A 23,634-nucleotide genomic window follows, 5' to 3' on the forward strand; every position below is an offset into this window, starting at 1 on the left:
TTGGAGCTTTGTTAACCTTTTGGAACCGCCGTATGCGGACCCGCATGTACGGTGGTGTGAGAGGACGGGGGCTTGCCGCCCCCTCCTACTCGATTATCTTTTTTCAGAGCAATGAATAATTCCTATACATATGAATGTTGAAATTGCAGTTGTATGAGCCGCACGGTGACTTCGAGCAACGCAGGAGACGGTGAGGGAAAGTTTTTAGCACGGAGTTACGGCATCGAGCGCGGAATTTATATCACAATTAATGTTATATATAGTATCGCAATCGCTACTGTCGAGCTCAAGTACGGCTTATTACGGCATGTTAATTCACTTGACAATTTAATATTTTATCTATTAAAATTTTAAATGTTATATAATTTAACATAATCATCTAGGGGGGGTAGGCATGAGATTATTTACTGGTAAACGGATTGGCAAGAAGGTAGTGGTAACATCGCTGCTGTGTGGTATGCTGCTGGGCAATACCTATACGGCTTCTGCATTCGAGTGGAACGGTATGATTAGCAATGCCACGACTACAACGGCGGCGATAAATAATTTGAGAGCTGTCGTACAAGAAGCCATGGCTATTGATCTGAATAATTATCCAGCCATCTATGTGGATAATGTGAAGTATGCCTTGTCCGTTGCGGAGTCCATCACCCCAAACAACACGGTTGAGAAAATTAATGTAGCCGCCCTCACGCTGCGAGTCGCACTCGATACGCTGACCATTGATTTACAGGAATCGACGATTGAAGACATACAGGCTATGGTGAGGGCTAAGAGGCTCACTTACGAGCAACTGGTCAACATGTATTTGGCCCGAATTAATTTATACGATTTGCATACCGTCAAATTAAACTCGGTTGCCATCATTAATCCGAATGCCCTCATACTAGCCAGGGAAAGTGACGCAGCGGTTGCGGCAGACCCTTCCAAAGCCACCGGCATGTTCGGCATTCCTGTCCTCCTCAAAGATAATATCAACGTTGCGGGTACTGATGGCATGCCGACTACGGCAGGCTCCGTCGCACTGGCGAAGAATTTCACACTGGAAGATTCGTTTATGACGGATAAGCTTAAGCAATCAGGCGCGATTATTCTGGGAAAAGCCAATCTTTCTGAGTTTGCCAACTTTATTGCCTCGGGTATGAGAAGCGGCTATTCTACTCTGAATGGTCAAGTATTGAACCCTTATAAGCCTGGTGTGATTGATGTCTCCGGTTCATCATCCGGTTCCGGGGCAGGTGCTGCAGCAGCTCTTGCCGCCATTACCGTCGGAACAGAGACCTCCGGTTCGATTCTGTCACCCTCTACCAATAACTCGCTGGTAGGCTTGAAGCCGACTGTCGGCCTCGTAAGCCGGAACGGGATCATCCCTCTTTCGCACAGCCAAGATACGGCAGGACCGATGGGGCGCAACGTTTCCGATGTGGCTGCTCTGCTTACGGCCATGCAGGGATATGATCCTGACGATATCCATATCAATATGGGCGTTGACAATGAGATTGTAGTCGATGAATCCTATCTGGATGCACACATGGAGAACTACAGTGATTATTTGAAGGAGGATGGCCTTCAAGGCAAAGTCCTCGGCGTGTACAGTATTCCTAACGCTAATAGTCAGCCTGATATGTATGCCGCCTTCCAACAAGCGATCCAGGTTCTTGAAGCTCAGGGTGCGACAATCGTCTATTCGTCGATCAATGGCGGCGGATTGTCCAGCGAAGTGACTTCTGCTCCAGCGTCGAAAGTGCTGTATTACGATTTCAAGCAGGATATTAATCATTACTTGGCATCTGAGCCCAATCCGATTAGGGCGGCCGACAATAGAACAGTGATCACGAATTTGCAGGATGTCATTAACTATAACAGCACCCGTCCGGATGTATTGAAATACGGGCAGAGCATTCTGATCGAAAGCCAGTCGTATGATATGACACCGGGCTCTGCAGATTACCAGAAATACTTGTCTCAACGAGCAGCTGATATCGAATGGTCCAGAAAGAATGGGATCAACTATCTCATGAGCAAGTACAATCTGGATGCACTCATCGGGATGAACGGTGCCACAACAGGCATTGCCGCCAAGGCGGGTTATCCAAGCATTACGGTACCGGCGGGGTATCGTACACTCGCTAGCAGCAATGGATCGCCGATTAACCTCCAGATTACGGGCGATGCCTTCACTGAAGAACAGCTTATCCAAATGGGATATGCATTCGAGCAGGCTACCAAAGCCCGCATTGCTCCAGGTATGGCTGTAAAGGACCAGCTCAAGGCGCTGATTGACGATGCTGCAGCATTGAATGCAAGCGGCAATGTGTACAACACCGCACTTGCCGTATACACAAGCAACTTCTCGACACAGCGAGAGGTAGACCGGGCAGCACTTGAACTGTATAACGACCTGTACGGTCCGAAAGTTCTCTATTTCCAGGATACGGGATCGTTAAAGGTCGGGGAGACCAGACAGTCGGTCGTGTCGGCGACCTATCATGATTCTTCGGTGCAGATCATACCTTCCGGAGTATATTATACGAGCAGCGATGCTACGGTGGCATCGGTCGTCTATGACAGCGGAGAGGTTACAGCGCTAAGTCCCGGAGAAACGGTCATCACTGCAACATACGGTGAATGGAAAGGCCTCTACCATTTAATGGTCGAACCAGCAACAACGCCAACAACGCCAACAACGCCAACAACCCCAACAGTACCAATACCTACAGCTACTCCGTCGCCGTCGCCAACTGCTACACCAGTACCAACTGCAACGCCATATTCGTTCTTCAATGAAAAGGTTAACCTGGATGTAATCAGAACTATGCTGGAACAAGCAAACGCTGTAACTGCGATTACATTCACGGATGTGCAGAACGGTTCACCAGCAGCTAAAACCATTACGTTAGCGGCCAAGCTTGGAATCGTTAATGGATATGCGGATGGCTCATTCCATCCTAATGCTGCAGTAACTAGAGCAGAATTTGCAACAATGTTAGTGAAAGCACTGGGTCTGGAGACTGCAGGCGGTTCCGGCTTTTCGGACACTCAAGGTCACTGGGCGGCAGCTGCAATTGGAGCATTACAATCAAGCGGTCTTATTAACGGTTATTTAGATGGAACGTTCAAGCCGAATCAGAATATCACTAAAGCAGAAATCGTGTCCATGCTTTCCAAAGTAGCGAACCCGGCTCCCGCTTCGACACTGACTGCGTTTAGTGATGTTTCAGGCAGCTGGGCAGAGAGTGCAATTAACCAACTGGCAGATAGCGGCATTGTAAAGGGCGCAGGTGATGGAACCTTCAAACCTAATGCACAGGCTACTAGAGCACAATCGCTACTTATGATCATGCGCATGCTGAACGTTGGTCTTGGTCTTTCACTAGATATAGAGTAATGTAATCATTTCATATTATTTGCCAAGGGCAGGTACTGGTTAAACAGTATCTGCCCTATTTCTATAGGTGCGGCCAGGGCACCTGTTTGGGAGGTATAACAACCTCGCCTCGCTGGATGATATATTTACGTAAACTCAAGGGGTTGATGGATTGACTTTTAAGATGAAAGTCCTTTCAAAACTGCAGTTCGTTGACCCTGGTATTGAAAAGTGATACAATCATTAAAAATTTACGTAAAAAATATCAGGAGTTGTGATTTGATGGCTACTATTAACGAGATCGCTAAAGAAGCCGGGGTTTCGATTGCTACGGTTTCCCACGTAATAAACAAATCAAGGTATGTAAGTCCGGAGCTTGTTGAAAGAGTAGAGGAGATCATTAAAAGGACCGGTTATGATAAAAAGTTAAAAAATAAAAGCAGCAAGCTGAAAATCGGCAAAAGCTCCGAAATCGCAATCGTCATCCCTGATTTATGCGGCACTTTGTATCCGAAATTGGTTTCTGAGATTTCTGGTTATTTAATTGAAAAAGGGTATAATCCGGTTGTTCATTTTCATCATGACAAGGTTGCTCAGGAAAAAGATATCATAACGAATATCGTTTTTAATAAGCGGATTGCCGGGGCCATAATTGTTCCTGTAAGTACGGAAGGCAAGCAGTTTGATAAACTAGTGCAGCATCGTATTCCTTTCGTATTTTTAGACAGAACGGTTAAAAATACAGGGGCCGGCTCTGTACTTTCCGATGGTGAAGGCGGAATGTATCAAGCGGCCATGCATTTGTTGAGATCCGGGCATGAAGAGATCGCATTAATTATTGAGAGAGGCCGGTTTTCCTCATCGGAGAGCAAGATCAAAGGTTACCAGGACGCTCTGAGTTCGTACAAGCTGCCATTTAGAGGCGAAATGGTGTTGGACGCAGACAATAACAGTTATGAGGATATCGAAAAAAAGGTTAAAGACGTATGGGTCCGTATTAAGCCGTCAGCTTTTATTGCAAGCGGCAATCGGATGACATTAAATCTGTTAAAGGTGTTGAACAAATTAGGGCTGGAGTGTCCGGCAGATGTGTCGGTTATCGGATTCGGCGATGAAGAGTGGTCGGAAATTGTGACCCCTCCTTTAACCATGCTTAAGCACGATACAAAGGAGATAGGAATCCAGGAAGTCAAGCTTTTGCTTAAACAAATAGAAAAGCTTTCAAATTTTGCTGAACAAATTCAGATTCCTATGGAGCTCTCTATACGGCGGTCGACCCAAGTTATAGGTAAGGGTCCATTCGGAGAAAAAACGATCTCCCCGGAGGAATTGACCATTTCCCAAGCAGAGGCGGATCAACTGAAGGCGGGCAATTATAAGGTTGCAATTTCCTTTCACTATGGGGGTACGGCATGGGCAAGGCTGTATGAGAATGGAATCCGCAACACCCTCGATAAGTATGGAATATCAATTCTTTCCATTACCAATGCGCACTTTGATCCTATATTACAAGTCAACCAGCTGGAAGGTTTAAGGCTTCAACAGCCGGATGCGATCATCGCTATACCTGTTGATGATGAGGTGACGGCAAAGAAATTCCACAGTATATCGGAACAAGTCAAGCTTATCTTTATGAGTAATATTCCTGAAGGAATGAACAAGGACCAGTATGCATCCTGTGTATCCGTTAATGAACGGGAAAGCGGTCAAAATGTAGCTTTGCTGTTAGGGAACTACTTTAAGAATGAGAAGGATGTCAAAATCGGTTTTATTGGTCACGGCGCTCCGTTTTACGGGACTCATTTGCGAGATGCTGTGGCGAAAGAGGTCATTACAACGAGTTTTAAAAACATTGAAATTGTGAATGAGCAGTATTTCCATAAGATTGAAAACACTTATGAAATATGCAAAGAAATGCTGAGGGCCAATCCTGAAATTAAAGGGCTGTATATATCCTGGGATAGGCCGTCACTTGAAGCGATCAAAGCACTAAAGGAATTAAAAAGAGAAGATATATCGATCTTCACCTTTGATTTGGACATTGAAATTGCAACTTATTTAGCTAAAGAAGAAATGGTGAAGGGGCTTTCTACTCAAAGGCCTTATCAGCAAGGCATTGCGGTCGGATTAGCGACGGCAAAAGCTTTGCTGGGACAAGATGATTATAAATATATCGGCGTACAACCGTATCTGGTGGAGTCGAACAATTTGTTGAAGGCGTGGAAGGATATAACACTTGAGCCGGCTCCGCCGGAGATAGAGAGCCTTATTTTGGATAAATTTACGTAAAAAAAGCACGGAACACCTGTAATTCATAAAATTTTATTGAAAGCGTTGACTTAAAAAACAGTAGTGTGCTATATTTTACGTAATCAATAGCATGAAAGCGGTTCAATATTGACTATCCGTTATTAACAGATGTATGTATCTGCTTTTCGGACGCTTTCTTAGCTAAAAAAATAACTTAGTTAAATCTTAGGGGGTTATAAGGATGAAAAAAATTTTTAAAGCACTTTCAGTGACAGTTTTGGCTTTATCTCTTACCGCTTGTGGCAGCGCTAACAACAAAGCGGATACTGGTAATGCCGGCAATACTCCAAAGGGTGATGGCACGTTAAGCTTTGCTTTCCTGCCAAACACGCAAAATAATACGTTCCAGACAGCCATGACAAAAACATACGAAAAACTGGCTAAAGAAAAAGGCGTAAAGTTCACCATGCTGGATCCGGATTATGACTTGAACAAACAGATGAATCAAATGTCTGACGCTGCAAACCAGGGATTTGATGCGGTGTTCGTCATTCCGGTTGACTCTGCAGGAATTCGTCAAGGATTAGAACAGCTTAATGATAAAAATATTCCGGTATTTAACGTGGATACAGCGGTAATCGAAGATGACCGGGATTTAGTTGCGAGTGTAATCGCCACCGATGCTTTCATGGCGGGTAAATTGATGGGCGAGCAAATGGTGAAAGATTTTCCGGACGGCGGAGAAATTGCGATTCTGGATTTCCCTTCCAATGAAAGCTGCGTTCAGCGTGTTGCCGGCTTCATGGAGGGTCTAGGGGATAACAAGTCGAAATTTAACATTGTTGCACAGCAAGACGGCAAAGCCGCATTGGATGCTTCCTTGCCAATCGCTGAGGACATCATTCAAGCCCATCCTGATTTAGCAGCCATCTTTGCGATCAATGACCCTTCCGCACTGGGTGCGGCCGCAGCAGTAGAAGCAAGCGGTAAAAACATTGGCGTGTACTCCATCGATGCTTCTCCAGACGGAAAAGCTGCAATAGTGGATGGATCCCTTAAAGCGGTAGCGGCTCAGGTGCCTATTCAAATCGCCGAACAATCGTTCAATGCCGCTCTTGATTTATTAGAAGGAAAAGAAATTGAGAAAGAAATGCTGCTGCCTTCACATGTGGTAACCAAAGAAATGGCTGAAGAAACAGCTGGCGAGTGGCAGTAATTGAGCGATATAGCCCTTAAAATCGTATAGTTTCATTCTCACAGAATGCAGGTTTATCCTGCATTCTACATTTTTTACTTTCGGAGGTGAACATCATTGGTTGAAAACGTCCTGGAAATGCATTCGATTGCTAAAAGCTTTGGACAAACACAGGCATTAAACGGAATCAACTTTGAGCTTAAATCTGGAGAAATTCACGCCTTGCTCGGTGAGAATGGCGCAGGCAAATCCACGTTAATCAAAGTTTTGGGCGGGATTCATCAACCCGATCGCGGTGAAATTTCGATCAATGGAAATACGGTACAGATCAAAGGCGTTCACGATGCACAAGCCCACGGTATTGGTGTCATTCACCAGGAAATCGTTCTCGTACCCTATCTGACTGTTGCAGAGAACATCTTTTTGGGGAGAGAGCCTGTTACGAAGCTGGGGTTGATCGATAGAAAGCAAATGAACGCCGAGGCCCAAGAGATGGTTAAGGAATTGGGATTAAACCTTGATGTGAACACTTTGGTCGGGGAGTTATCGGTAGCTCACCAGCAGTTGGTAGAGATCGTTAAGGCGATTTCATTTAATATAAAAATTCTAGTCATGGATGAACCTACGTCCTCATTATCGGATGAAGAGGTCAAACATCTCTTTGTAACGATGGAAAGATTAAGGCAAAATGGCGTAAGCATGATTTACATTTCGCATAAGTTTGAAGAATTGTTTACCATAACGGATCGAATTACCATCATCAGGGACGGTACGTATGTCGGAACCGTGATTACGAAAAATAGCAGCCCTGATGAGCTCGTGGCGATGATGGTAGGCAGAGAGCTGAAAAACTTTTATACAAGAACCTATTCTCGTCAAGATGAGGTTGTCCTGAAAGTCGACCATCTGTCAAAACAGAATGTTTTTGAAGATATTAGCTTTTCCGTACACAAGGGTGAAATCCTTGGCTTCTCAGGCCTGATGGGTGCGGGAAGAAGCGAACTCATGCTTGCTATATTTGGCGCTTATGGTTACGATAACGGATCTGTTTCTCTGAACGGGGAAGAGCTGAAGATTAAAAGCTGCAGTGATGCCATTGAAAAAGGGATTGCACTGGTTCCGGAGGATCGCAAGGATCAAGGCCTCGTATTAATGAATTCCGTTGGTTTTAATATGACGCTGTCTGAGCTGAAGCACCTTATGAAAAATAAACTGATTGTCAGTGAGGAAAAAAGAAGCGCATTAATCAGCACTTATATCAAGAGTTTAAATATAAAGACGGCTTCGCCTGATGCGGAAGTGTCCAGTTTATCCGGAGGAAATCAACAAAAAGTGGTTTTGGCTAAATGGTTAGCTACAAATCCGAAGCTCTTGATTCTTGATGAACCGACTAGGGGCGTTGACGTAGGCGCAAAATCCGAAATTTATTCCATTATTAACGAGCTTGCTAAACAGGGGCTGGCTATTATTTTAGTCTCCTCTGAGCTTCCTGAAATCATCAATATGTGTGATTCTGTTTGTGTCATGCGAGAAGGAAAATTAACTGCACAGTTAGCCCAGTCAGAACTATCTCAAGAAAATATTATGCGCTTTGCAACAGGAGGGTAATGTAGCATGACTCAGAAAGCGGAGAGATTAAACAACCCCGTGATGTCAGTAATTAGAGGGAATATTGGGATTATTGTTGTACTATTGCTTTTATTTATCGGGTTATCATTCACTTCATCGGTATTTTTAACCCAGGACAATTTGATTACTGTTTTGAGACAGATTTCGATTAACGTCTTTTTGGCTCTTGGGATGACGCTGGTTATTATACTGGCAGGGATTGATCTTTCCGTCGGGGCGATCGTCGCTTTATCCGGGACCTTAACGGTAGGGTTAATTGTTACCACGGGAATGCCTGTTTACCTGGCCATTGTAATAGGTCTCGTAATCGGTGCGGCTATCGGATTCGTTAACGGGTGTATAGTAACCCAATTTAAGCTGCCTGCCTTTATTGTTACATTAGCTACGATGAATATCGCGCAGGGGATTGCGTATCTATACAGCGGCGGTCAATCCGTAAGAATTAGAGATGCAGCCTACACCTCGATTGGAACAGGACAGCTCTTTGGATTTCTTCCGCTGCCGGTCCTGTATATGTTTATCTTAGTTTTCATCTTTTCTACTTTATTAATGAAGACTAAATTTGGCACCTATATTTATGCGATTGGCGGGAATAGAGAAGCTGCACGCCTTTCCGGCGTACCCATTAAAAAGGTGGAAATAGCTGTCTATACAATTACCGGTGTGCTTGCAGCCTTTGCAGGAATCGTCCTCTCCGCGAGAATGTATTCCGGCCAGCCATCTGTAGGAGCAGGTTATGAAATGGATGCCATTGCTGCCTGTGTATTAGGCGGAGTTTCCATGGCCGGCGGCAGAGGCAGAATTAGTGGAACCATTTTTGGCGCCATGGTGATCGGTGTGATCAGTAACGGTCTTAACCTGCTGGGAGTAAGCTCTTTCTGGCAGCTCGTTGTCAAAGGCTTAATCATTTTGATTGCCATCCTGGTTGATGCGCAAAAAGGGAAAAAACTGAACTTTTCTTTTAAAGCCGCTAAACAATAAGACGAATCCTCCCAGAGACTGAATACAAAAGAAAAGAGGTTTATCTGTGAACAACAATAAGCAAAGCTTCAAATACAAATTTCAGATTATGCTCAATAACCCGGATCATCTGGAAAGAAAACAGGAGCCTGTCATCACGAAATTGAATTTTACGGATTACAACGTTCATAAGGATAGTCTGGTCTTATATGACGATGCAGACAATGCCATTGCTTTTCAGCTGATTGATGCCAGGGTGGTAGGGAACTATATTCAAGAAGCCTCGATCGTATATCTGGTGGATATGAATAAGCTGGTTACCTCTTACTGGCTGTATGCGGATGAACAGCCTGCTGCGGTTGAGAAGGCGTTTAAAGGTATCGAGAAACTGGAAGTCACTCAAGGCGACGGGTTTAGAAGATTGGACACCGGTCACTACATCTTGGAGCTTTGCTCCGGAACGGCTGACGGAACCTCTTACGGTAAATGGGGGATCCGATATTTTGAAGCCAAAGCGGAGGGGAAAAATCTGATTAAGGATTATTCCAATGCGATTGGCGGATTCTATGGACCGTTCTTCACACCGAAAAATGGGCTGATTAATCCTCCTGAGCATACTACGGTTGATTGTATCGTGGAAGAGGAAGGACCGCTGTATTGCAGATATCTGTTTAAGGGCACCGTGCCTGATGGGCTGGATGAGAATCTGATGGGAAAAAAATTCACAATCACATGGGAGTTTTTCTATAATACCCCGTGGTTTAGAAGAAAGTATGATGTAGACAATTTTTCAACCACGGTAGACGGCATTCCTGTCGTAAACAAAATTACGGTGGGCGATGAATTTGAGAGCGGCAAGGGGGAGCGGGTCTTTACATCCTTTGCTTCCTATGGCGGGACTTATTACAGAGAAGGCGATTTGTACGCTAACATTTTGTCTAAAGGCGTGCATGAGCTGCTCGAGCATGCCGAAGAACAAAATAACCCGAACATCAAACAATACAAAGATAATATCGGAGAAGATATAAATAAAGTTTCATGGGATTATTTCTGGAGGCTGTTCTGTGTACAAGAAGGAATTCTTAGTGCGGAAGAAATCAAACACCATATCTCTGCCATTATTCCGGAGTCCCATATACAAGTACATCAAAGTGAGAGAAACGAGCAGGTATTGTGTGATCGATATGTCGATGTAAACAGCGCTCCGGAACAAACCATCTTCCCGATGAGCGCGAATAAAACAGCCGAGTTAAATGAAGAGACTGGCTATGCCATGGTCTGGTATACAAGCAATGTGGTGGCCCGCTACCAAATCGTGCAGCGTAATGATTCCGGATGGGTCAATTGGGGCACGAATGGTGAAAACGAGCATCCGGAGCTACCGACAGGGTCAACGATTTATTCGGCTTATGGACAATTCGATAATTGGGAATTACAGGCGGATACGATGGAGAAAAATATCGATTCCAAGCAAGGTCTGGCAACTATACTGAAATAGTACGGGATACAAGGAGCGGATGATATTGTTTGGTTCGATCGAAGCAGGGGGAACAAAGTTTGTTTGCGCCTTGGGAGATGAGGACGGTCAAATTATCAAAAGGGTGACATTTCCTACTACAACACCGGATGAAACCATGAAGCAAGTATTCGAATTTTTTGATTCCTACGATCTGAAAGCGATTGGGATCGGTTCCTTTGGTCCCATTGATGTGAATCCGAGTTCGCAAACCTACGGCTATATTAAGAATACTCCGAAACTGTCTTGGGCCCATTATAATTTCGTTGGCGCAATGAAAAGCCGGTATGAAATTCCGATCGGATGGTCAACCGATGTCAATATAGCGGCTTTAAGTGAAGCAACGAAAGGAGCGGGGGCAGGACTAAAAAGCGTTCTTTATTTGACCGTTGGTACGGGAATCGGAGGCGGTGCGGTCGTAGGCGGAAAGATTTTGGAGGGGTTCAGCCATCCTGAAATGGGACATATCAAGGTCGAGTCGCATCCAAGAGACGGGTTTCAAGGGTTATGTCCATTTCACCATAACTGCCTGGAAGGAATGGCAGCAGGACCAACGATTGAAGCGAGATTGAAGCAAAAAGGGAACGAGATCGACCCGAATCATGAAGTGTGGAGCTTTTTGGCGCATTACTTGGCACAGGCTCTATATGCCTATACCGTCGTACTGAGTCCTGACATCATTATTTTAGGCGGCGGCGTCATGAAAAGTGGGCAGCTTCTCTCAAAGGTGAAGAAGGAACTGGTCGAACGTATAGCCAATTATGTGGAAATCCCGCCGATAGATCAGTATGTAGGCTTGCCTGCATTAGGCGACGACACAGGTATAACCGGAGGACTGCTTCTGGCTATACAGGAATATAAAAGAGTCGGTTAAAAATATCAAAAGATGTCTGTCACCCAATAAAAAGAGGGGACAGGCATCTTTTGATATATTGGGGCATCGGAGCGGGCACGGCCAGACTCTGTATCTATATTTTGAACTATTTCAGCCGAGTGATTTCTGCCAATATTTCATAGGAATGGAGGCGGGCCTTATGATCGTAAACCTGGGCGATTGCCATGATTTCATCGGCTTGACTTTCATTCATAAACTTTTCCAGCTTTTCTTTTACGGTTTGAGGACTGCCGACAATTGAAGTTCCTAATTGATTCTCAAGGGCAGCTAGTTCATAGTTGCTCGCTAAATCACTAATATTATCCACTGGCGGCGGCAAGGGGACTTCCTTCCCGCGCATTAAATTCAAGAACTGCTGCTGCAATGTTGTAGCAAGCCGCTCAGCTTCTTGATCTGTGTCGGCCGCAATAATGTTTAGTCCGACCATTGCATGCGGCTTGTCCAGTACTTTAGAAGGCTTAAACGAACGGCGGTATAGCTGGATAGCCGGCAGGGTGTTAAGCGGCGAGAAATGGCTCGCAAATGCAAACGGCAGTCCGAGCTCTCCTGCCAGCTGGGCGCTGTATCCGCTTGAACCTAACAGCCAAATAGGTATGTTTAATCCCTCACCCGGAATTGCTTTAACATGACTATGTCCCTGTGCCAGGGAAGGGTCAAAGTAATTCCGGAGCTCAGCCAGCTGCTCAGGGAAATCTTCTCCTGAACTTCTCGAGTCACGTCTCAATGCTCGTGCGGTAAGCTGATCAGTGCCTGGTGCACGGCCTAAGCCAAGATCAATACGTCCTGGATATAAGGATTCCAGAGTACCAAATTGCTCAGCAATAACAAGAGGTGCATGATTCGGCAGCATAATGCCGCCTGAACCTACCCGGATTTTTGATGTTCCTGCTGCAACATGGGAAATGACTACCGATGTTGCAGAGCTGGCGATAAATGGCATATTATGATGCTCAGCGAGCCAATATCGGTTATACCCCAGCTTTTCAGCGAGCCGGGCCAGCTCCAAAGTATTGCGAAAAGAATCAGCAGGTGTACTTCCATCTGCAATTGGAGAGAGATCGAGGACCGAGAATGGAATATCCGTAATTTGTTTTGTATCATTTTTAGGCATATGCTCATCTTCTTTCTTTTGGTTTAATTTACTGCAGCCTGAGCTGGAATTTCATAAGAGCGCAGCCGTTCCGATGGAAGTGAAAAGCTGTTCTTCAACCCCCTGTGTTCATTATCATTCCAAAGCTGGTCCATATTATCAACAGGAGGCAAAATGGGCGAAGACTCATAATTCATCCTTCGTTATAGAACAAACGCCAAATGGTTGACACCAATCGCTTGAAATGGATGAAGTAGATCAACTAAACAGTTTCTTCCCGCGGAATAGCCAAAGGGTATGGGGACAGGCAGTTCATCGGTATTTTCCGATAAATCGATAAACTAAGCGCGATAATCCTGGATAAGCTGCGCCTGTTGAATAATGTTTCTTGGGTATTGAAGCCACCCATCCCCGTTCACGGCTATCCAATTGATAGACTGATTACTGAACCCTGAAAATTCACTCTTGGTCCTCCTTAAAAGGTTATATTTTTAAGCCGATATACTGTTCAAACTGTTTAATGGTTTCCTCATTGCGTCGATAATAAGTCCATTGTCCGATCCGTTTCATTTCCACGAGCCCGCTTTGCAATAAAATAGATAAATACTGCGAGGTAGTGGACTGTGATAGTCCTACTTTGCTGTGAATATCACTAACACAAACCCCGCCATCAAAGCCTTTTTCTTTGATGACATGGGCCTGCGGGGAAAAATTATTGTCAGGTTCTTTCAACATTTGCAGAATATTTACTCTTATTTGATTTGACAGAGCTTTGAAAATTTCAACGGCCTGTTCATCATTTATCAAACGGTGCCCGCCCCTTTCTGATGAAAAAAAGGATATTGATGATTTGCGATATCTCTATATTACTTGACTTTATACGCAAAATCAAATCTGCTACTAAATGCATCCAATGGGTGCCTTTTAATTTTGCTCTAATGACGATAAGGGGAGTCGTATCACAAATGCAGCCGGTGGATGGCTGAGCGGGTCTTTTTTTATACTTGAATTATGACAAAACGATCGATGTTTATTGCTATACCCTGTTGCGCTCCATCCAGGCTGTTGCCCAGTCGACCAAGGGGCGCTGTTCCAGAAACCGGACATCCGCATTCCCGACTTTGTGAATCTGTACATTCTTTTCGTTATCATAGATCTGCCCCAACCGGACAAAATCCTCATCGTCCACGGCTTGAGTCCTGTAAGTAACCCATTCACGCTTACCGTTAACCATCATCGCGCTGCTCTCCTCGGAAAACTTCTTGCCGGGGAAGTCCGCCCTCGTTTCCGCCAGGTGCAGTGAAGTGTTTTTGTCATAACCAACACCAACCAGCAGTACATGACCATTCAACTGATACAGCTTATCCAGCGGGGAGCCCTCTCCAAAAATATTGCACAAATCATGGTCTTCCGTTAAATACGACGCATGTTTGCCCACTGCTGCTACAGAGCGTGCCGGATGGTCAGACCTTTTGGCTCCCGGCCATTTGCGGAGCATTTCGGCTACAACGCCCATGCCGATAGCCGGTGTTACCTCTTTATCATAGGCGGGCCAGTGTGCTCTGATGGCAGGCCACCACTCCGCGGGCTCCTCCCAGTGAACGCCGGTGGAAGGGTCGAGATTTTTCCACGTTTGGGACGGCATCATCAGGGTTCCTTCTGCTCCGACAATTTCAAGAAGGGATCGGATGAACGTTTCGGCTCCGCCAATAACAAAACCTAGCTTGCTTAACGAAGCATGAACCATAACGGTCTGTCCTTGCTTGAGCCCGCAGTCTTTGAACTGTTTGGTGAGGTCTTCTTTGGTGAGGAGAGCTCTTGTTTCCTTTGTAGTCATAATCGGAATCGCCGCCTTTTCAGTGTAATGAAAACAAAAAAATAACCCGGCTACAAGTAGCGGGGTTGTCTCTAGCAATGCTAGCGAAGTAGTGCCCTTAATTTCTATTACTTTCATCATTATACACATTTCCAGTATGTGGTACAATTGCTGGCGGATAAAATTGAATTAATTTACATGAAAGGTTGTATCCTGCCTATGAACAACGAAAAGCCTACCTGCTTAGCAAATGTAAAAACGATTTTTCTACACCCTTTGCTGTTTCTCCTTATCATCGCGCTTGCGGCCTGCAGCAATTCCGCCGAGGATAAGATATCAAGCGAGCCGCTGGAGCCGGCCAGGGCAACTATTGTCGCAGCCCAAGCATCCGGCAGCATTTATCTGTATGGTGAAGCGCATGGCGTAGCCGAAATTTTGGACAAGGAAGTTGAATTATGGTCTCAGTACTATCATAACGAGGGCATGAGGCACTTGTTTGTCGAGCTGTCTTATTTTACCGCCGAATATTTGAATGTCTGGATGCAGTCGGACAATGACGATATTCTGGATGAGATTTATGAGGATTGGAAGGGATCACCTAGTTATAATCCGGATACCAAAAATTTCTACAAACAAATAAAAAGCGAGTGTCCGGAGACGATTTTTCACGGCACAGACGTTGGACACCAGTATGATTCGACCGGGAGCCGTTTCCTGGCTTATCTTGAGGTTAACGGTCTATCAGGATCGGAGAAGCACATTTTAACAAAAGGAGCAATCCAGCAAGGCCGGTTTTTTTATCAGAATGAAGATAACGAATACCGGGAAAACAAGATGACCGAAAACTTTATCCGTGAATTCGATAAACTGGGGAATGAGAGCATAATGGGCATTTACGGCTCGGCACACACCGTACTTGATGGAATCGCTTATGGTACAGACTCGCTTCCTTGTATGGCCAATCAATTACAGGAGCGTTATGGTGAGAACATTTTTTCGGAAAACCTGGCTGATTGACAGAGACACGAACGGTTCCTTGTTTGGCTGAGCGTGACAGTGTTTAGTATAAAGAAAAGACAGCCACACAAGGAGGTATATCATGGACGATCTGTGGATGGCATTCGTTTATCCCGGCAGCTTCTTTTGTCTGCTCGGTGTCGTGCTGCTGATCATTGGCTACAACCGTCGGCGTTCCGGCCGGCGTACTGGTCTGGAAGGCGTAGCTGCCAAGCCTGGTCCGCCTGCACCCGGAGGGCCTGGTGCTGCATTATCCCAACAGGAGGCCAAGTATTTCCTTATTGGAGGCATTCTTCTGGGCATTGGTGTGCTTCTGCTTGCCCTACTGGGACTCACTTCACTTTTTGACTGAATGCGGTTTGATGAAATCAGAATTTAGATAACAGTCCGGTTAAATTCCGGTGAAGTGGGTAATTGAATTAGGAAAATTCAGACACCACAACTAGACAAGGAGGAGGCATACTATGTTTTATCACATCAAGGAACTCCAGTACCGGGCGAAGCCTGAGCGACCTGATCCGGTGTACGCCCGTAAACTTCAGGAGGTGCTCGGCGGACAATACGGCGAAATGTCGGTTATGATGCAGTACCTGTTCCAGGGCTTTAACTGCCGGGCCGAACAGAAATACCGTGATATGCTGCTGGACATCGGAACCGAGGAAATCGGTCATGTCGAGATGTTGTGTACAATGATCGCCCAGCTGCTGGACGGCGCTCCGGCTGCCGAGCTGGACGCTGCTGCCCAGGACCCGCTGCTCGCAGCTGTGCTTGGCGGAACCAATCCGCAGCATTTAATCGTTTCCGGCATGGGTGCAGCTCCGACCGACAGTAACGGTTACCCTTGGAACAGTAAATATATTATCTCCAGCGGCAATTTGCTGGCGGATTTCCGGGCCAATCTTAACGCGGAGTCCCAAGGACTAGTCCAGGTAGTGCGGCTGTATGAACAGACGACAGACCCTGGCATCCGCGATATGCTCTCCTTTATGATCTCCCGCGACATTCTGCACCAGAACCAGTGGAAGGCGGCAATCGCTGAAATTGAGCAGATGGAGGGGGTCATTACCCCGGCCTCCTTCCCGCGTGAGCTGACGGTGGAGCCGGCGACCCGCCAATTCCTTAACCTCTCCGAAGGCGAGGAGAGCAGCGAGGGCAGCTGGGCCAGCGGTCCGCTGCCGGATGGAACCGGTCATTTCGAATATGTCTCGAAGCCGGTGCCGCAGGGCGGTGCGCCAACTCTGGCCCAGCCGGCAGATCATCAGCATTCCACATTGGGCTCGGGCCCCTATATCGTCAATAAGGGAATGGAGAGCCTGTAAATTGTATCTCAAGGCTGTATAAGCCATCCTTTCTGCAGGACAGCAGTGCGCAGACAGAAGGACCGTACTCCGCATCAATGGATGAGGGAGGCGGTTCTTCTTTTTTACGGAAATAATATTTCTAAGGATATTTGGTAATTGTTCACGAATATGAATTCATATACCAGTAATTATTATAGGAAGTAAATGAATTGGAGGGATGTTTATGGTTTGGCCAACGCATATCGTTGCTGTTAGCGGAGTTGTTGAGAATGATGAGGGGCAGATCCTTTTGGTGAAGACCTATCGCGGCGGTTGGGTGTGTCCGGGAGGACAGGTAGAAATCGGCGAAAATCTGATTGAGGCCTTAATTAGGGAAATCAATGAGGAAAGCGGAATAGACGTAATTGTTACACAGCTATACGGAGTAGTCTCCAACACGGGCGTTCATAAATGGCATGACGGCGTGACCACTGTACCAACCAAAGTAATGCTGGATTTTATCTGTAATCCTGTCGGCGGGCAGCTGCGTACCTCTGACGAGACATCGGATTGCCGCTGGGTTGCAAGGGATCAGGTGCTTGAGCTGATTACAGCGCCCGCTATCCGCGCGCGTTATCAGGCCTATTTGGATTTTGACGGGAGAACGCAGTACATGGACTATGTGACTAAACCTGATTTTGAAGTGAAACTAAGCAGAACCATTTAACTCGTCTAATGAGGGGTGGCGTATGGGATCCATCTTTAAAAGCAGTGTGGCCGAAGAAGAATACTATCGTTGCTACGATAAAAGCTTAGAGTGCTTTGAGCTGGCAGGAACGTCATGCTATATCGCGACAGCCTTCGGAGATACATATGTGACTTGTTTTGGTGACGCTCTGGAATGCAGCAGGGCAGACTTGGCAGGCCATTCGATGGGCGGGTTTTTAACCTTGAATTTTGCACTGGAATACCCGGAACGGGTGTCAAAGCTGCTGCTTTATGCTCCTGCCGGAGCGTTTCATAGAATGAGCCTGAAGTTTTTTGCCAAAATATCCTGCATGAGGCTCATTTGATTGCCGGGGCAAGCCATTCCCTGAAGATGGAACATGCGGATGCCGTGAACGAAGTATCCGTACTTTTTTTTTCAAAGGGAGCCAATGGATAGGGCGTAAGGGGCGGCTTCAGCATACTGCATAATAAACTCTAATGCATTCAGGTTGTCATGAAGGTGCCGGCAGGGTAATACATTAAAAAGAGCTTTTGAATGAGCCGGATTTCATATTAGGGAAACGGAGGGAGCTATTATGGCGGTACAGACAGTAACAGGAATCAGTTCGGTACAGGCGCTTACGGCTTACGGGGACACACAGAGCGATGTCAGTTCCTTGGAGAAGCGGCGGGACCGGCTGATGATGGAGCTGGAAAAGCTGAATGCGGCGCAGGACGGCGGAGCAGGGGCTACCAGCCGCCGTGAACAGCTGCAGCGGCAAATCCGGGTGCTGGAGGCACAGCTTGCGCAAAAGGTCGGGAGCACCGCTTCCGCCGATGTGGTATCCCTTTTTCCCCAGAGCCAGGCTCCGCTCTCACGGATGGATTGGAAGGGTGGCCTCAGAGGCATCGGCATGACGGATCCGCGGACGGCAACGGTAGACTCGGAGGGCCACTTTGACGCATTAATCTAATACCGGAGAACGAAAAGAAGGTGCAGATGGGCCCAGTGTAACTGGCCTTTTGCACCTTCAATTGTCTAACGTCCGTGAAGCTCACTCTCTGCCACTTTCCGCAGGGATTTCGCGTATACCATCCCTACAGCAACTGCAAAACAGGTCAGAACGGCTGCGAAAATATACAGCTTCACGATACCGAACGTCTCAGCCGCCCAAGCCATCCCTAGCAGCGAGATGCAGAAGAACAGGTGAAGTACGGTCGCCTGGGCAGACAATACCTTGGGCAGCTGTGTGCTGTCCACGCTATGCTGAACAAGGGTCCGGCGGGTCACGATGCTCAGCTCGGCAAATGGCCCCATCACGAGGACAAGCGCAAGCGCAAGGATGAGATTGGTATTGACCGCATACAGGAAGGTAAGTAACCCATAGCCGGCCATTCCGATCAGCATATAACGCAGCAGACTGCTGCCGATTCTGCGTACTGCGGAGATGACCAGAAATCCTCCGCCGATGGTGCCGGCGAAATAGGCGGCATTAATGAAGCCCCACCATTCCTCGCCCTGTCCCAGTGCCTGCTGTACAAAAATCAGGGTAAACGCACCAACCCAGACAGAACCCCCGAGCATATCAATAGCATCAATGGCGGTAAGTGCCCTCAGGCTTGGCGTGCGCCAGATGATTTTCCAGCCTTCAGACAGTACAGCACGTCTAGAGGGAAGGGGAGGATCTGATTCAGCATGAACTGCTGAACCTTCGCCTGCCGGCCTGGACGCCTGCGGCTCTTTGACCTGCAGAGTCAGCAGGGCGGCGAGAGCGTAGATGACCGCCGTTAGCAGCAGGGTATAGGAAGTGCCGATCCAGACGATGATCAGGCCGCTCAGCCCCCAGCCGGCAAACTGTACGATCTGATCACTGACTGACAGCAGGCCGTTGGCCCGGAGCAGCCCTTCCCGGGAGGCAGTCAGCCGCGGTACGAGTGCATTGCGCGCCGGCACGGTCCAGCCGTCCAGAAAGGACATGGCGAAGATCAGAACGAACACGATGGCCAGCGAAGCATGGCTGCCCTGTGTCCCAAGGTACACCGCCATTGCGGCAAAGAACAGAAATTGGCCGGCTTGTGACAGTAAAAGCAGGCGGGACAGCCTGAACCGCTCGATCAGCAGCGGCGCAAGCAGGCCGCTCAGCATTTGCGAAAGGGAACGGAAGAGGGGTACCAGTGTCGCCGAGATCAGGCTGCCGGTATGATCCAGCACCAGCACGGTTAAAGCCATAATGTAAAGGACATCGGCCGCATTTGCTGCGGATTGTGTCCCCCATAAAAAGTAAAAGGATTTGCTTAGGCGTGTTCTAGTCATAACAATCTCCATGATTCAGGATGTGATTTGGTATAATTAAGTAAATGCAGCCGCAATGCCTGCAATAATCTTCAAATAATAGGACTGCTCATGCGGTACAAAGCTGCCGGTCCCGACTTCCTCATCAATCGTTATGCATCTGTCTCCTTCGACACGGAAGCCGCGGATCCGGATGGAAGAGAGCTTGCCCTCCCACAGGCTGCGGAAATCATCAAAACTGGCAGTAACAAGGCCTGCTACTTCCTCGGGCTGCAGATGAAAGGCCTCCAGCGGCAAGGAGGTTTCGTGCAGGAAGACATTAGCCCGTTCGCGGTCCAGGAAGCCTGCAGTATCCATGGTATACGGAATAATGCCCAGCGGATGCAAGGCGGTAAAAGGTACAGTGATTCCCAGCTCCTCCTCAAGCTCCCGCAGTCCATCCTCGGTCGTTTCATGGGAGAGCAGATGCCCGGCTGCCGTAATATCCAGCAGACCGGCGTAATCGCGTTTCTGCCGGCTGCGCAGCTGGAGCCAGATGGACAAGCCCGCACCGGGGTCACGGCTGACCAGCCAGCAGTGAAAGGTCTCATGCCACAGCCCCAGCCGGTGCACTTCACCGCGGGGAGCCGTTCCGGTAATATTTCCGTGTTCATCAAACGTAGTCAGTAATTCGTCGTTCATGTGCCGTACCCCTTTGGATCATTTTTACAACCTGATGTTCATCGGCTTAATATAGCACAGCCTTTGTTACACAGGCAATGCTTAGCCGGAGGGTCGCAGCGTTATGCCCAGATAGCTACCTGAAATTCTGTTACAAAAAATCAGGGAGGTATGAAAATGAATACATTTATGAGTTCACGCTTAGGGAAGCTTATTATTGCGGCGGCTATTATGTGCGCAGCCTTTTTTACCGGCAGCGGTTCAGCCCTTGTTCATGCGGATTCTCCAGTTACTTCAACCGCTATTTACAAAGCCTACCTGGATGTGAATATTGTAGTTGAGGCCGAGAAAAATGGGCTAACCCGCACTGTAGCAGACTATCTGGCCCTGCCGGCCAACCCGCTGGATGTGAAAGCAGCTGTAATCAATGCTTTATATTCGGATCTGGCCTGGTCGGACAGGGAGCATGCTGAGGAATACGCGCAGCTGGTGTACGGTAAATCAACTGCATCACTGGATATGTCCGCTCTGAGTGCGCAGGAGATGTTCGTGATTGGCTACCTGAAGGTGCTGGATCACTACATGGAGCCGGATATTACCTGGATTACTGCAGCGCAGAAGGCATTGCCGGACAGCCAGACGGCTGCCCTGATCCAGGCACTTGCCGCCGCACAGCATAATATGGACTGCAGCTGGGTAATCACGGAACAGGTGCTTGACAATACGAAGCTAACCAAAGATATGCGACCGGATGCAGTGGATATTATCACTGACTATATGTCGCTGTATAAGGGCAGTTCGTGCCAGTCTGACGGAGAGGGGACAACAAGGAGTGCCCTGACGGATGCAATCCTGGAGGATGGGGTCGTGCTGACGGTTGGAGACTCTGTTGTACTGGCGAGAGACCGGCTTACCCGGGTCGATGAAGACAATTATAAGGTTGAGCCCTACATCCGTAACGGGCGGACGATGGTGCCGCTGAAGTTCATCTCTGCGAATTTTGGTGCCAATATAGCGGTCGACCTCAAGAAGCTGGAAGCGACAATATTATATGTGAATCAGAAGACAGTAATTCCTAATGCTGAAATCTTGTATGGCCGGACCTTTGTTCCATTAAGAGCGGTAGTGAATGCTTTGAACAAGCAGGTTTATTACGACAAAGGCCTGATCATTATTACTGATAAAATTACAATTAACCCGCAGGACAATCAGAGTATAGAGGCAGTGGAGCATATCAGACGTGTGCTGAAGCTGCTGCAGAGCTAGAATCAGATGAGGAAAACCAAACACCCGCATGCCACAGGCATGCGGGTGTAAGTGTATGTGAGAAAGCTCCTTCATCCGGAGGAAGGAAGAGTTATTATCTGGCCAGCCATCCGCCGTCAACAGCCAGGATATGGCCGTTCAGGTAGTCGGATGCAGCCGAAGCCAGGAATACTGCAGGACCTTTAACGTCTTCAGCAGTTCCCCAACGGCCTGCAGGGATACGCTCAAGGATGGAATCGGAGCGGTTCTGGTCCGCACGGATTGGTGCAGTATTTTCAGTAGCCATGTAACCAGGAGCAATAGCGTTAACGTTCAGGCCGTATTGAGCCCATTCGTTAGCGAAGGCTTTGGTCAAGCCGGCAACAGCATGCTTACTTGCTGTGTAACCTGGAACGTTGATACCGCCCTGATAGGACAGCATCGAGCAGATGTTGATGATCTTGCCGGTTCCTCTTTCCAGGAAGTGACGGCCGGCGATCTGGGACAGCAGGAATACAGTGTTCTGATTGAGGTTGATTACGTCGAACCAGTCTTTTTCACTGTGGTCCTTGGCTGGAGTACGGCGGATCATGCCTGCGCAGTTAACGAGGATATCCACTTTGCCGGTCAGTTCCAGAGCCTGGTCAAATGTAGCCTGCAGCTTGGTGTGGTCACTCAGGTCAGCGGAGATGCTCAGGGCTTTAACGCCAAAAGCTTCACAGCCAGCTACTGTTTCATTACTCTCATTGAGGGAGACGGAGACTACATCTGCACCTGCTTCAGCAAAAGCCAGGGCAATCCCTTGACCCAGACCTTGTGCCGCTCCGGTTACGATTGCTGTTTTGCCTGCAAGACTGAATAATGATGACATAATATAATTAGCTCCTTTAAATTAGGGAATGGTGTAGATTTCGGTTTTTATCCGGCTGCTTAGCCGACTTCAATAGTGATGCCTGACTTACGGAATTGCTCCGCCGTTTCAGGGGACAGGCCGCTGTCTGTCAGCAGCACATCGACATCCTGCAATGAAGCGAAGGTGCGCAGCGCTGTCTGTCCAAACTTGTGATGGTCACAGGCAGCAAACACCTTGCGGGCTGTGGATACAAGCGCCTGCTTGAAGTCAATTAAGTCACCGGTGTAGATAGACAGTCCGTGCTCGATATGCACGGCTGTAGCCGACAGGAATGCTTTTTGTATGTTTAGTTTTTGCACGTAGGCGACGGCTTCAGGACCGGCCAGCATATTGCGGACCCGGTAGCCACCGGGAACGACCAGACGAATGTTGTCTTTTGGAACCAGCTCGCTGATGATGTACACATCATTAGTAACCACTGTCAGAGACATATTGTCCAGCCGCCGGGCAATCTCCAGCGTCGTGCTTCCGCCGTCCAGTGCAATGATGTCATCCTTATTGATGTGGGAAATGGCCCGCAGCGCAATCTCCGTTTTCTCGTCTGAATATTTATCCAGCGGGTTCTTTACGGGGAGGATGCCGAACTGATCGCTCTGGGCTAGTACGGCTCCGCCGTGCACCCGTACAATCAATCCCTGCTCCTCCAGCTTGCTGAGATCCTCGCGGATTGTTTTTCCGCTGACCTGCAGCCTGTCGCTGAGCTCATTTACCGTTACATCCTTCTGGTTCAGCATAACTTCCATAATCATCTCGTGTCGCCGTATCGGGTTCATCCGCCTGCCTCGTCTTTCCGTAGTTGG

21 protein-coding genes are annotated in these 23,634 nt (G+C 47.6%); 14 read left to right on the top strand and 7 right to left on the bottom strand.

Translation table 11 applies throughout. The features are described from left to right. The first annotated feature begins 394 nt into the window (after positions 1-394). The 7 genes from M2108_RS28355 (at position 395) to M2108_RS28385 (ending at position 11,791) form a co-directional block, all read left to right on the top strand. Positions 395-3,388, top strand: coding sequence for an amidase family protein (locus tag M2108_RS28355; RefSeq protein WP_277472788.1), 2,994 nt, complete (start codon positions 395-397; stop codon positions 3,386-3,388). 261 nt (positions 3,389-3,649) lie between these two features. Next, a complete protein-coding gene (locus tag M2108_RS28360; RefSeq protein ID WP_277472787.1) occupies positions 3,650-5,656 on the top strand; it encodes a LacI family DNA-binding transcriptional regulator in 2,007 nt (668 codons plus the stop codon). A gap of 202 nt (positions 5,657-5,858) precedes the next feature. Continuing rightward, on the top strand, positions 5,859-6,833 hold the full coding sequence (locus tag M2108_RS28365; RefSeq protein WP_277472786.1) for a sugar ABC transporter substrate-binding protein: 975 nt from the start codon (positions 5,859-5,861) through the stop codon (positions 6,831-6,833). A gap of 117 nt (positions 6,834-6,950) precedes the next feature. Then, positions 6,951-8,420: a sugar ABC transporter ATP-binding protein gene (locus M2108_RS28370; protein ID WP_481856962.1), complete on the top strand. Its 1,470-nt coding sequence runs from the start codon at positions 6,951-6,953 to the stop codon at positions 8,418-8,420. A 6-nt stretch (positions 8,421-8,426) separates the two neighbouring features. Continuing rightward, entirely contained in the window at positions 8,427-9,422 is a 996-nt protein-coding gene (locus M2108_RS28375; protein ID WP_277472784.1) for an ABC transporter permease, read from the top strand. Between the two features lie 46 nt (positions 9,423-9,468). After that, the gene (locus M2108_RS28380; RefSeq protein WP_277472783.1) at positions 9,469-10,899 is read left to right on the top strand and encodes a hypothetical protein; all 1,431 of its coding nucleotides are present in this window, start codon (positions 9,469-9,471) and stop codon (positions 10,897-10,899) included. Positions 10,900-10,921: 22 nt separating this feature from the next. Next, positions 10,922-11,791: an ROK family protein gene (locus M2108_RS28385; RefSeq protein ID WP_277472790.1), complete on the top strand. Its 870-nt coding sequence runs from the start codon at positions 10,922-10,924 to the stop codon at positions 11,789-11,791. A 106-nt stretch (positions 11,792-11,897) separates the two neighbouring features. Here M2108_RS28385 and M2108_RS28390 read toward each other — a convergent pair whose 3' ends face one another. From M2108_RS28390 to M2108_RS28400, 3 genes are all read right to left on the bottom strand, one after another. Next, complete coding sequence (locus M2108_RS28390) at positions 11,898-12,923, bottom strand: LLM class flavin-dependent oxidoreductase (protein WP_277472782.1); 1,026 nt, start codon at positions 12,921-12,923, stop codon at positions 11,898-11,900. Positions 12,924-13,385: 462 nt separating this feature from the next. Continuing rightward, a complete protein-coding gene (locus tag M2108_RS28395) occupies positions 13,386-13,709 on the bottom strand; it encodes an ArsR/SmtB family transcription factor (protein ID WP_277472781.1) in 324 nt (107 codons plus the stop codon). A 229-nt stretch (positions 13,710-13,938) separates the two neighbouring features. Continuing rightward, positions 13,939-14,739: an AAC(3) family N-acetyltransferase gene (locus M2108_RS28400; protein WP_277472780.1), complete on the bottom strand. Its 801-nt coding sequence runs from the start codon at positions 14,737-14,739 to the stop codon at positions 13,939-13,941. Positions 14,740-14,937: 198 nt separating this feature from the next. On the opposite strand from M2108_RS28400, the gene M2108_RS28405 reads away from it, so the two are divergent. From M2108_RS28405 to M2108_RS28430, 6 genes are all read left to right on the top strand, one after another. Beyond that, the gene (locus tag M2108_RS28405; RefSeq protein WP_277547431.1) at positions 14,938-15,735 is read left to right on the top strand and encodes a hypothetical protein; all 798 of its coding nucleotides are present in this window, start codon (positions 14,938-14,940) and stop codon (positions 15,733-15,735) included. 82 nt (positions 15,736-15,817) lie between these two features. Then, complete coding sequence (locus M2108_RS28410) at positions 15,818-16,087, top strand: hypothetical protein (RefSeq protein WP_277472778.1); 270 nt, start codon at positions 15,818-15,820, stop codon at positions 16,085-16,087. Positions 16,088-16,199: 112 nt separating this feature from the next. Continuing rightward, entirely contained in the window at positions 16,200-17,054 is an 855-nt protein-coding gene (locus M2108_RS28415; RefSeq protein WP_277472777.1) for a manganese catalase, read from the top strand. A gap of 205 nt (positions 17,055-17,259) precedes the next feature. Further along, entirely contained in the window at positions 17,260-17,742 is a 483-nt protein-coding gene (locus tag M2108_RS28420; protein ID WP_277472776.1) for an NUDIX hydrolase, read from the top strand. A 22-nt stretch (positions 17,743-17,764) separates the two neighbouring features. Further along, positions 17,765-18,088, top strand: a complete 324-nt coding sequence (locus M2108_RS28425) for an alpha/beta fold hydrolase (RefSeq protein ID WP_280777287.1) — start codon at positions 17,765-17,767, stop codon at positions 18,086-18,088. Between the two features lie 231 nt (positions 18,089-18,319). Then, a complete protein-coding gene (locus M2108_RS28430; protein WP_277472774.1) occupies positions 18,320-18,697 on the top strand; it encodes a FlxA-like family protein in 378 nt (125 codons plus the stop codon). 65 nt (positions 18,698-18,762) lie between these two features. On the opposite strand, the gene M2108_RS28435 is transcribed toward M2108_RS28430, so the two are convergent. Both M2108_RS28435 and M2108_RS28440 read right to left on the bottom strand, forming a co-directional pair. After that, positions 18,763-20,037, bottom strand: a complete 1,275-nt coding sequence (locus M2108_RS28435; RefSeq protein WP_277472773.1) for an MFS transporter — start codon at positions 20,035-20,037, stop codon at positions 18,763-18,765. Between the two features lie 36 nt (positions 20,038-20,073). Continuing rightward, positions 20,074-20,697, bottom strand: coding sequence for an NUDIX hydrolase (locus tag M2108_RS28440; protein ID WP_277472772.1), 624 nt, complete (start codon positions 20,695-20,697; stop codon positions 20,074-20,076). Positions 20,698-20,853: 156 nt separating this feature from the next. Between M2108_RS28440 and M2108_RS28445 the strand changes: the two genes are divergently transcribed. Continuing rightward, complete coding sequence (locus M2108_RS28445; protein ID WP_277472771.1) at positions 20,854-21,942, top strand: stalk domain-containing protein; 1,089 nt, start codon at positions 20,854-20,856, stop codon at positions 21,940-21,942. Positions 21,943-22,036: 94 nt separating this feature from the next. Here the strand turns inward: M2108_RS28445 and kduD are convergent, their stop codons facing one another. Both kduD and M2108_RS28455 read right to left on the bottom strand, forming a co-directional pair. After that, a complete protein-coding gene (gene kduD, locus M2108_RS28450; RefSeq protein WP_277472770.1) occupies positions 22,037-22,792 on the bottom strand; it encodes a 2-dehydro-3-deoxy-D-gluconate 5-dehydrogenase KduD in 756 nt (251 codons plus the stop codon). A 59-nt stretch (positions 22,793-22,851) separates the two neighbouring features. Further along, positions 22,852-23,607, bottom strand: a complete 756-nt coding sequence (locus M2108_RS28455) for a DeoR/GlpR family DNA-binding transcription regulator (RefSeq protein ID WP_277472768.1) — start codon at positions 23,605-23,607, stop codon at positions 22,852-22,854. Between the last annotated feature and the right edge of the window lie 27 nt (positions 23,608-23,634).

It is taken from the genome of Paenibacillus sp. PastM-3 (assembly GCF_029893965.1).
Taxonomy (GTDB): Bacteria; Bacillota; Bacilli; order Paenibacillales; family Paenibacillaceae; genus Paenibacillus_AQ.

Bases quoted from the DNA above. Each gene is read 5' to 3' on its own strand.
- M2108_RS28355 (WP_277472788.1), top strand. From the start codon at position 395: ATGAGATTATTTACTGGTAAACGGATTGGCAAGAAGGTAGTGGTAACA.
- M2108_RS28360 (WP_277472787.1), top strand. From the start codon at position 3,650: ATGGCTACTATTAACGAGATCGCTAAAGAAGCCGGGGTTTCGATTGCT.
- M2108_RS28365 (WP_277472786.1), top strand. From the start codon at position 5,859: ATGAAAAAAATTTTTAAAGCACTTTCAGTGACAGTTTTGGCTTTATCT.
- M2108_RS28370 (WP_481856962.1), top strand. From the start codon at position 6,951: ATGCATTCGATTGCTAAAAGCTTTGGACAAACACAGGCATTAAACGGA.
- M2108_RS28375 (WP_277472784.1), top strand. From the start codon at position 8,427: ATGACTCAGAAAGCGGAGAGATTAAACAACCCCGTGATGTCAGTAATT.
- M2108_RS28390 (WP_277472782.1), bottom strand. From the start codon at position 12,923: ATGCCTAAAAATGATACAAAACAAATTACGGATATTCCATTCTCGGTC.
- M2108_RS28400 (WP_277472780.1), bottom strand. From the start codon at position 14,739: ATGACTACAAAGGAAACAAGAGCTCTCCTCACCAAAGAAGACCTCACC.
- M2108_RS28405 (WP_277547431.1), top strand. From the start codon at position 14,938: ATGAACAACGAAAAGCCTACCTGCTTAGCAAATGTAAAAACGATTTTT.
- M2108_RS28410 (WP_277472778.1), top strand. From the start codon at position 15,818: ATGGACGATCTGTGGATGGCATTCGTTTATCCCGGCAGCTTCTTTTGT.
- M2108_RS28415 (WP_277472777.1), top strand. From the start codon at position 16,200: ATGTTTTATCACATCAAGGAACTCCAGTACCGGGCGAAGCCTGAGCGA.
- M2108_RS28420 (WP_277472776.1), top strand. From the start codon at position 17,260: ATGGTTTGGCCAACGCATATCGTTGCTGTTAGCGGAGTTGTTGAGAAT.
- M2108_RS28425 (WP_280777287.1), top strand. From the start codon at position 17,765: ATGGGATCCATCTTTAAAAGCAGTGTGGCCGAAGAAGAATACTATCGT.
- M2108_RS28430 (WP_277472774.1), top strand. From the start codon at position 18,320: ATGGCGGTACAGACAGTAACAGGAATCAGTTCGGTACAGGCGCTTACG.
- M2108_RS28435 (WP_277472773.1), bottom strand. From the start codon at position 20,037: ATGACTAGAACACGCCTAAGCAAATCCTTTTACTTTTTATGGGGGACA.
- M2108_RS28440 (WP_277472772.1), bottom strand. From the start codon at position 20,697: ATGAACGACGAATTACTGACTACGTTTGATGAACACGGAAATATTACC.
- M2108_RS28445 (WP_277472771.1), top strand. From the start codon at position 20,854: ATGAATACATTTATGAGTTCACGCTTAGGGAAGCTTATTATTGCGGCG.
- kduD (WP_277472770.1), bottom strand. From the start codon at position 22,792: ATGTCATCATTATTCAGTCTTGCAGGCAAAACAGCAATCGTAACCGGA.
- M2108_RS28455 (WP_277472768.1), bottom strand. From the start codon at position 23,607: ATGAACCCGATACGGCGACACGAGATGATTATGGAAGTTATGCTGAAC.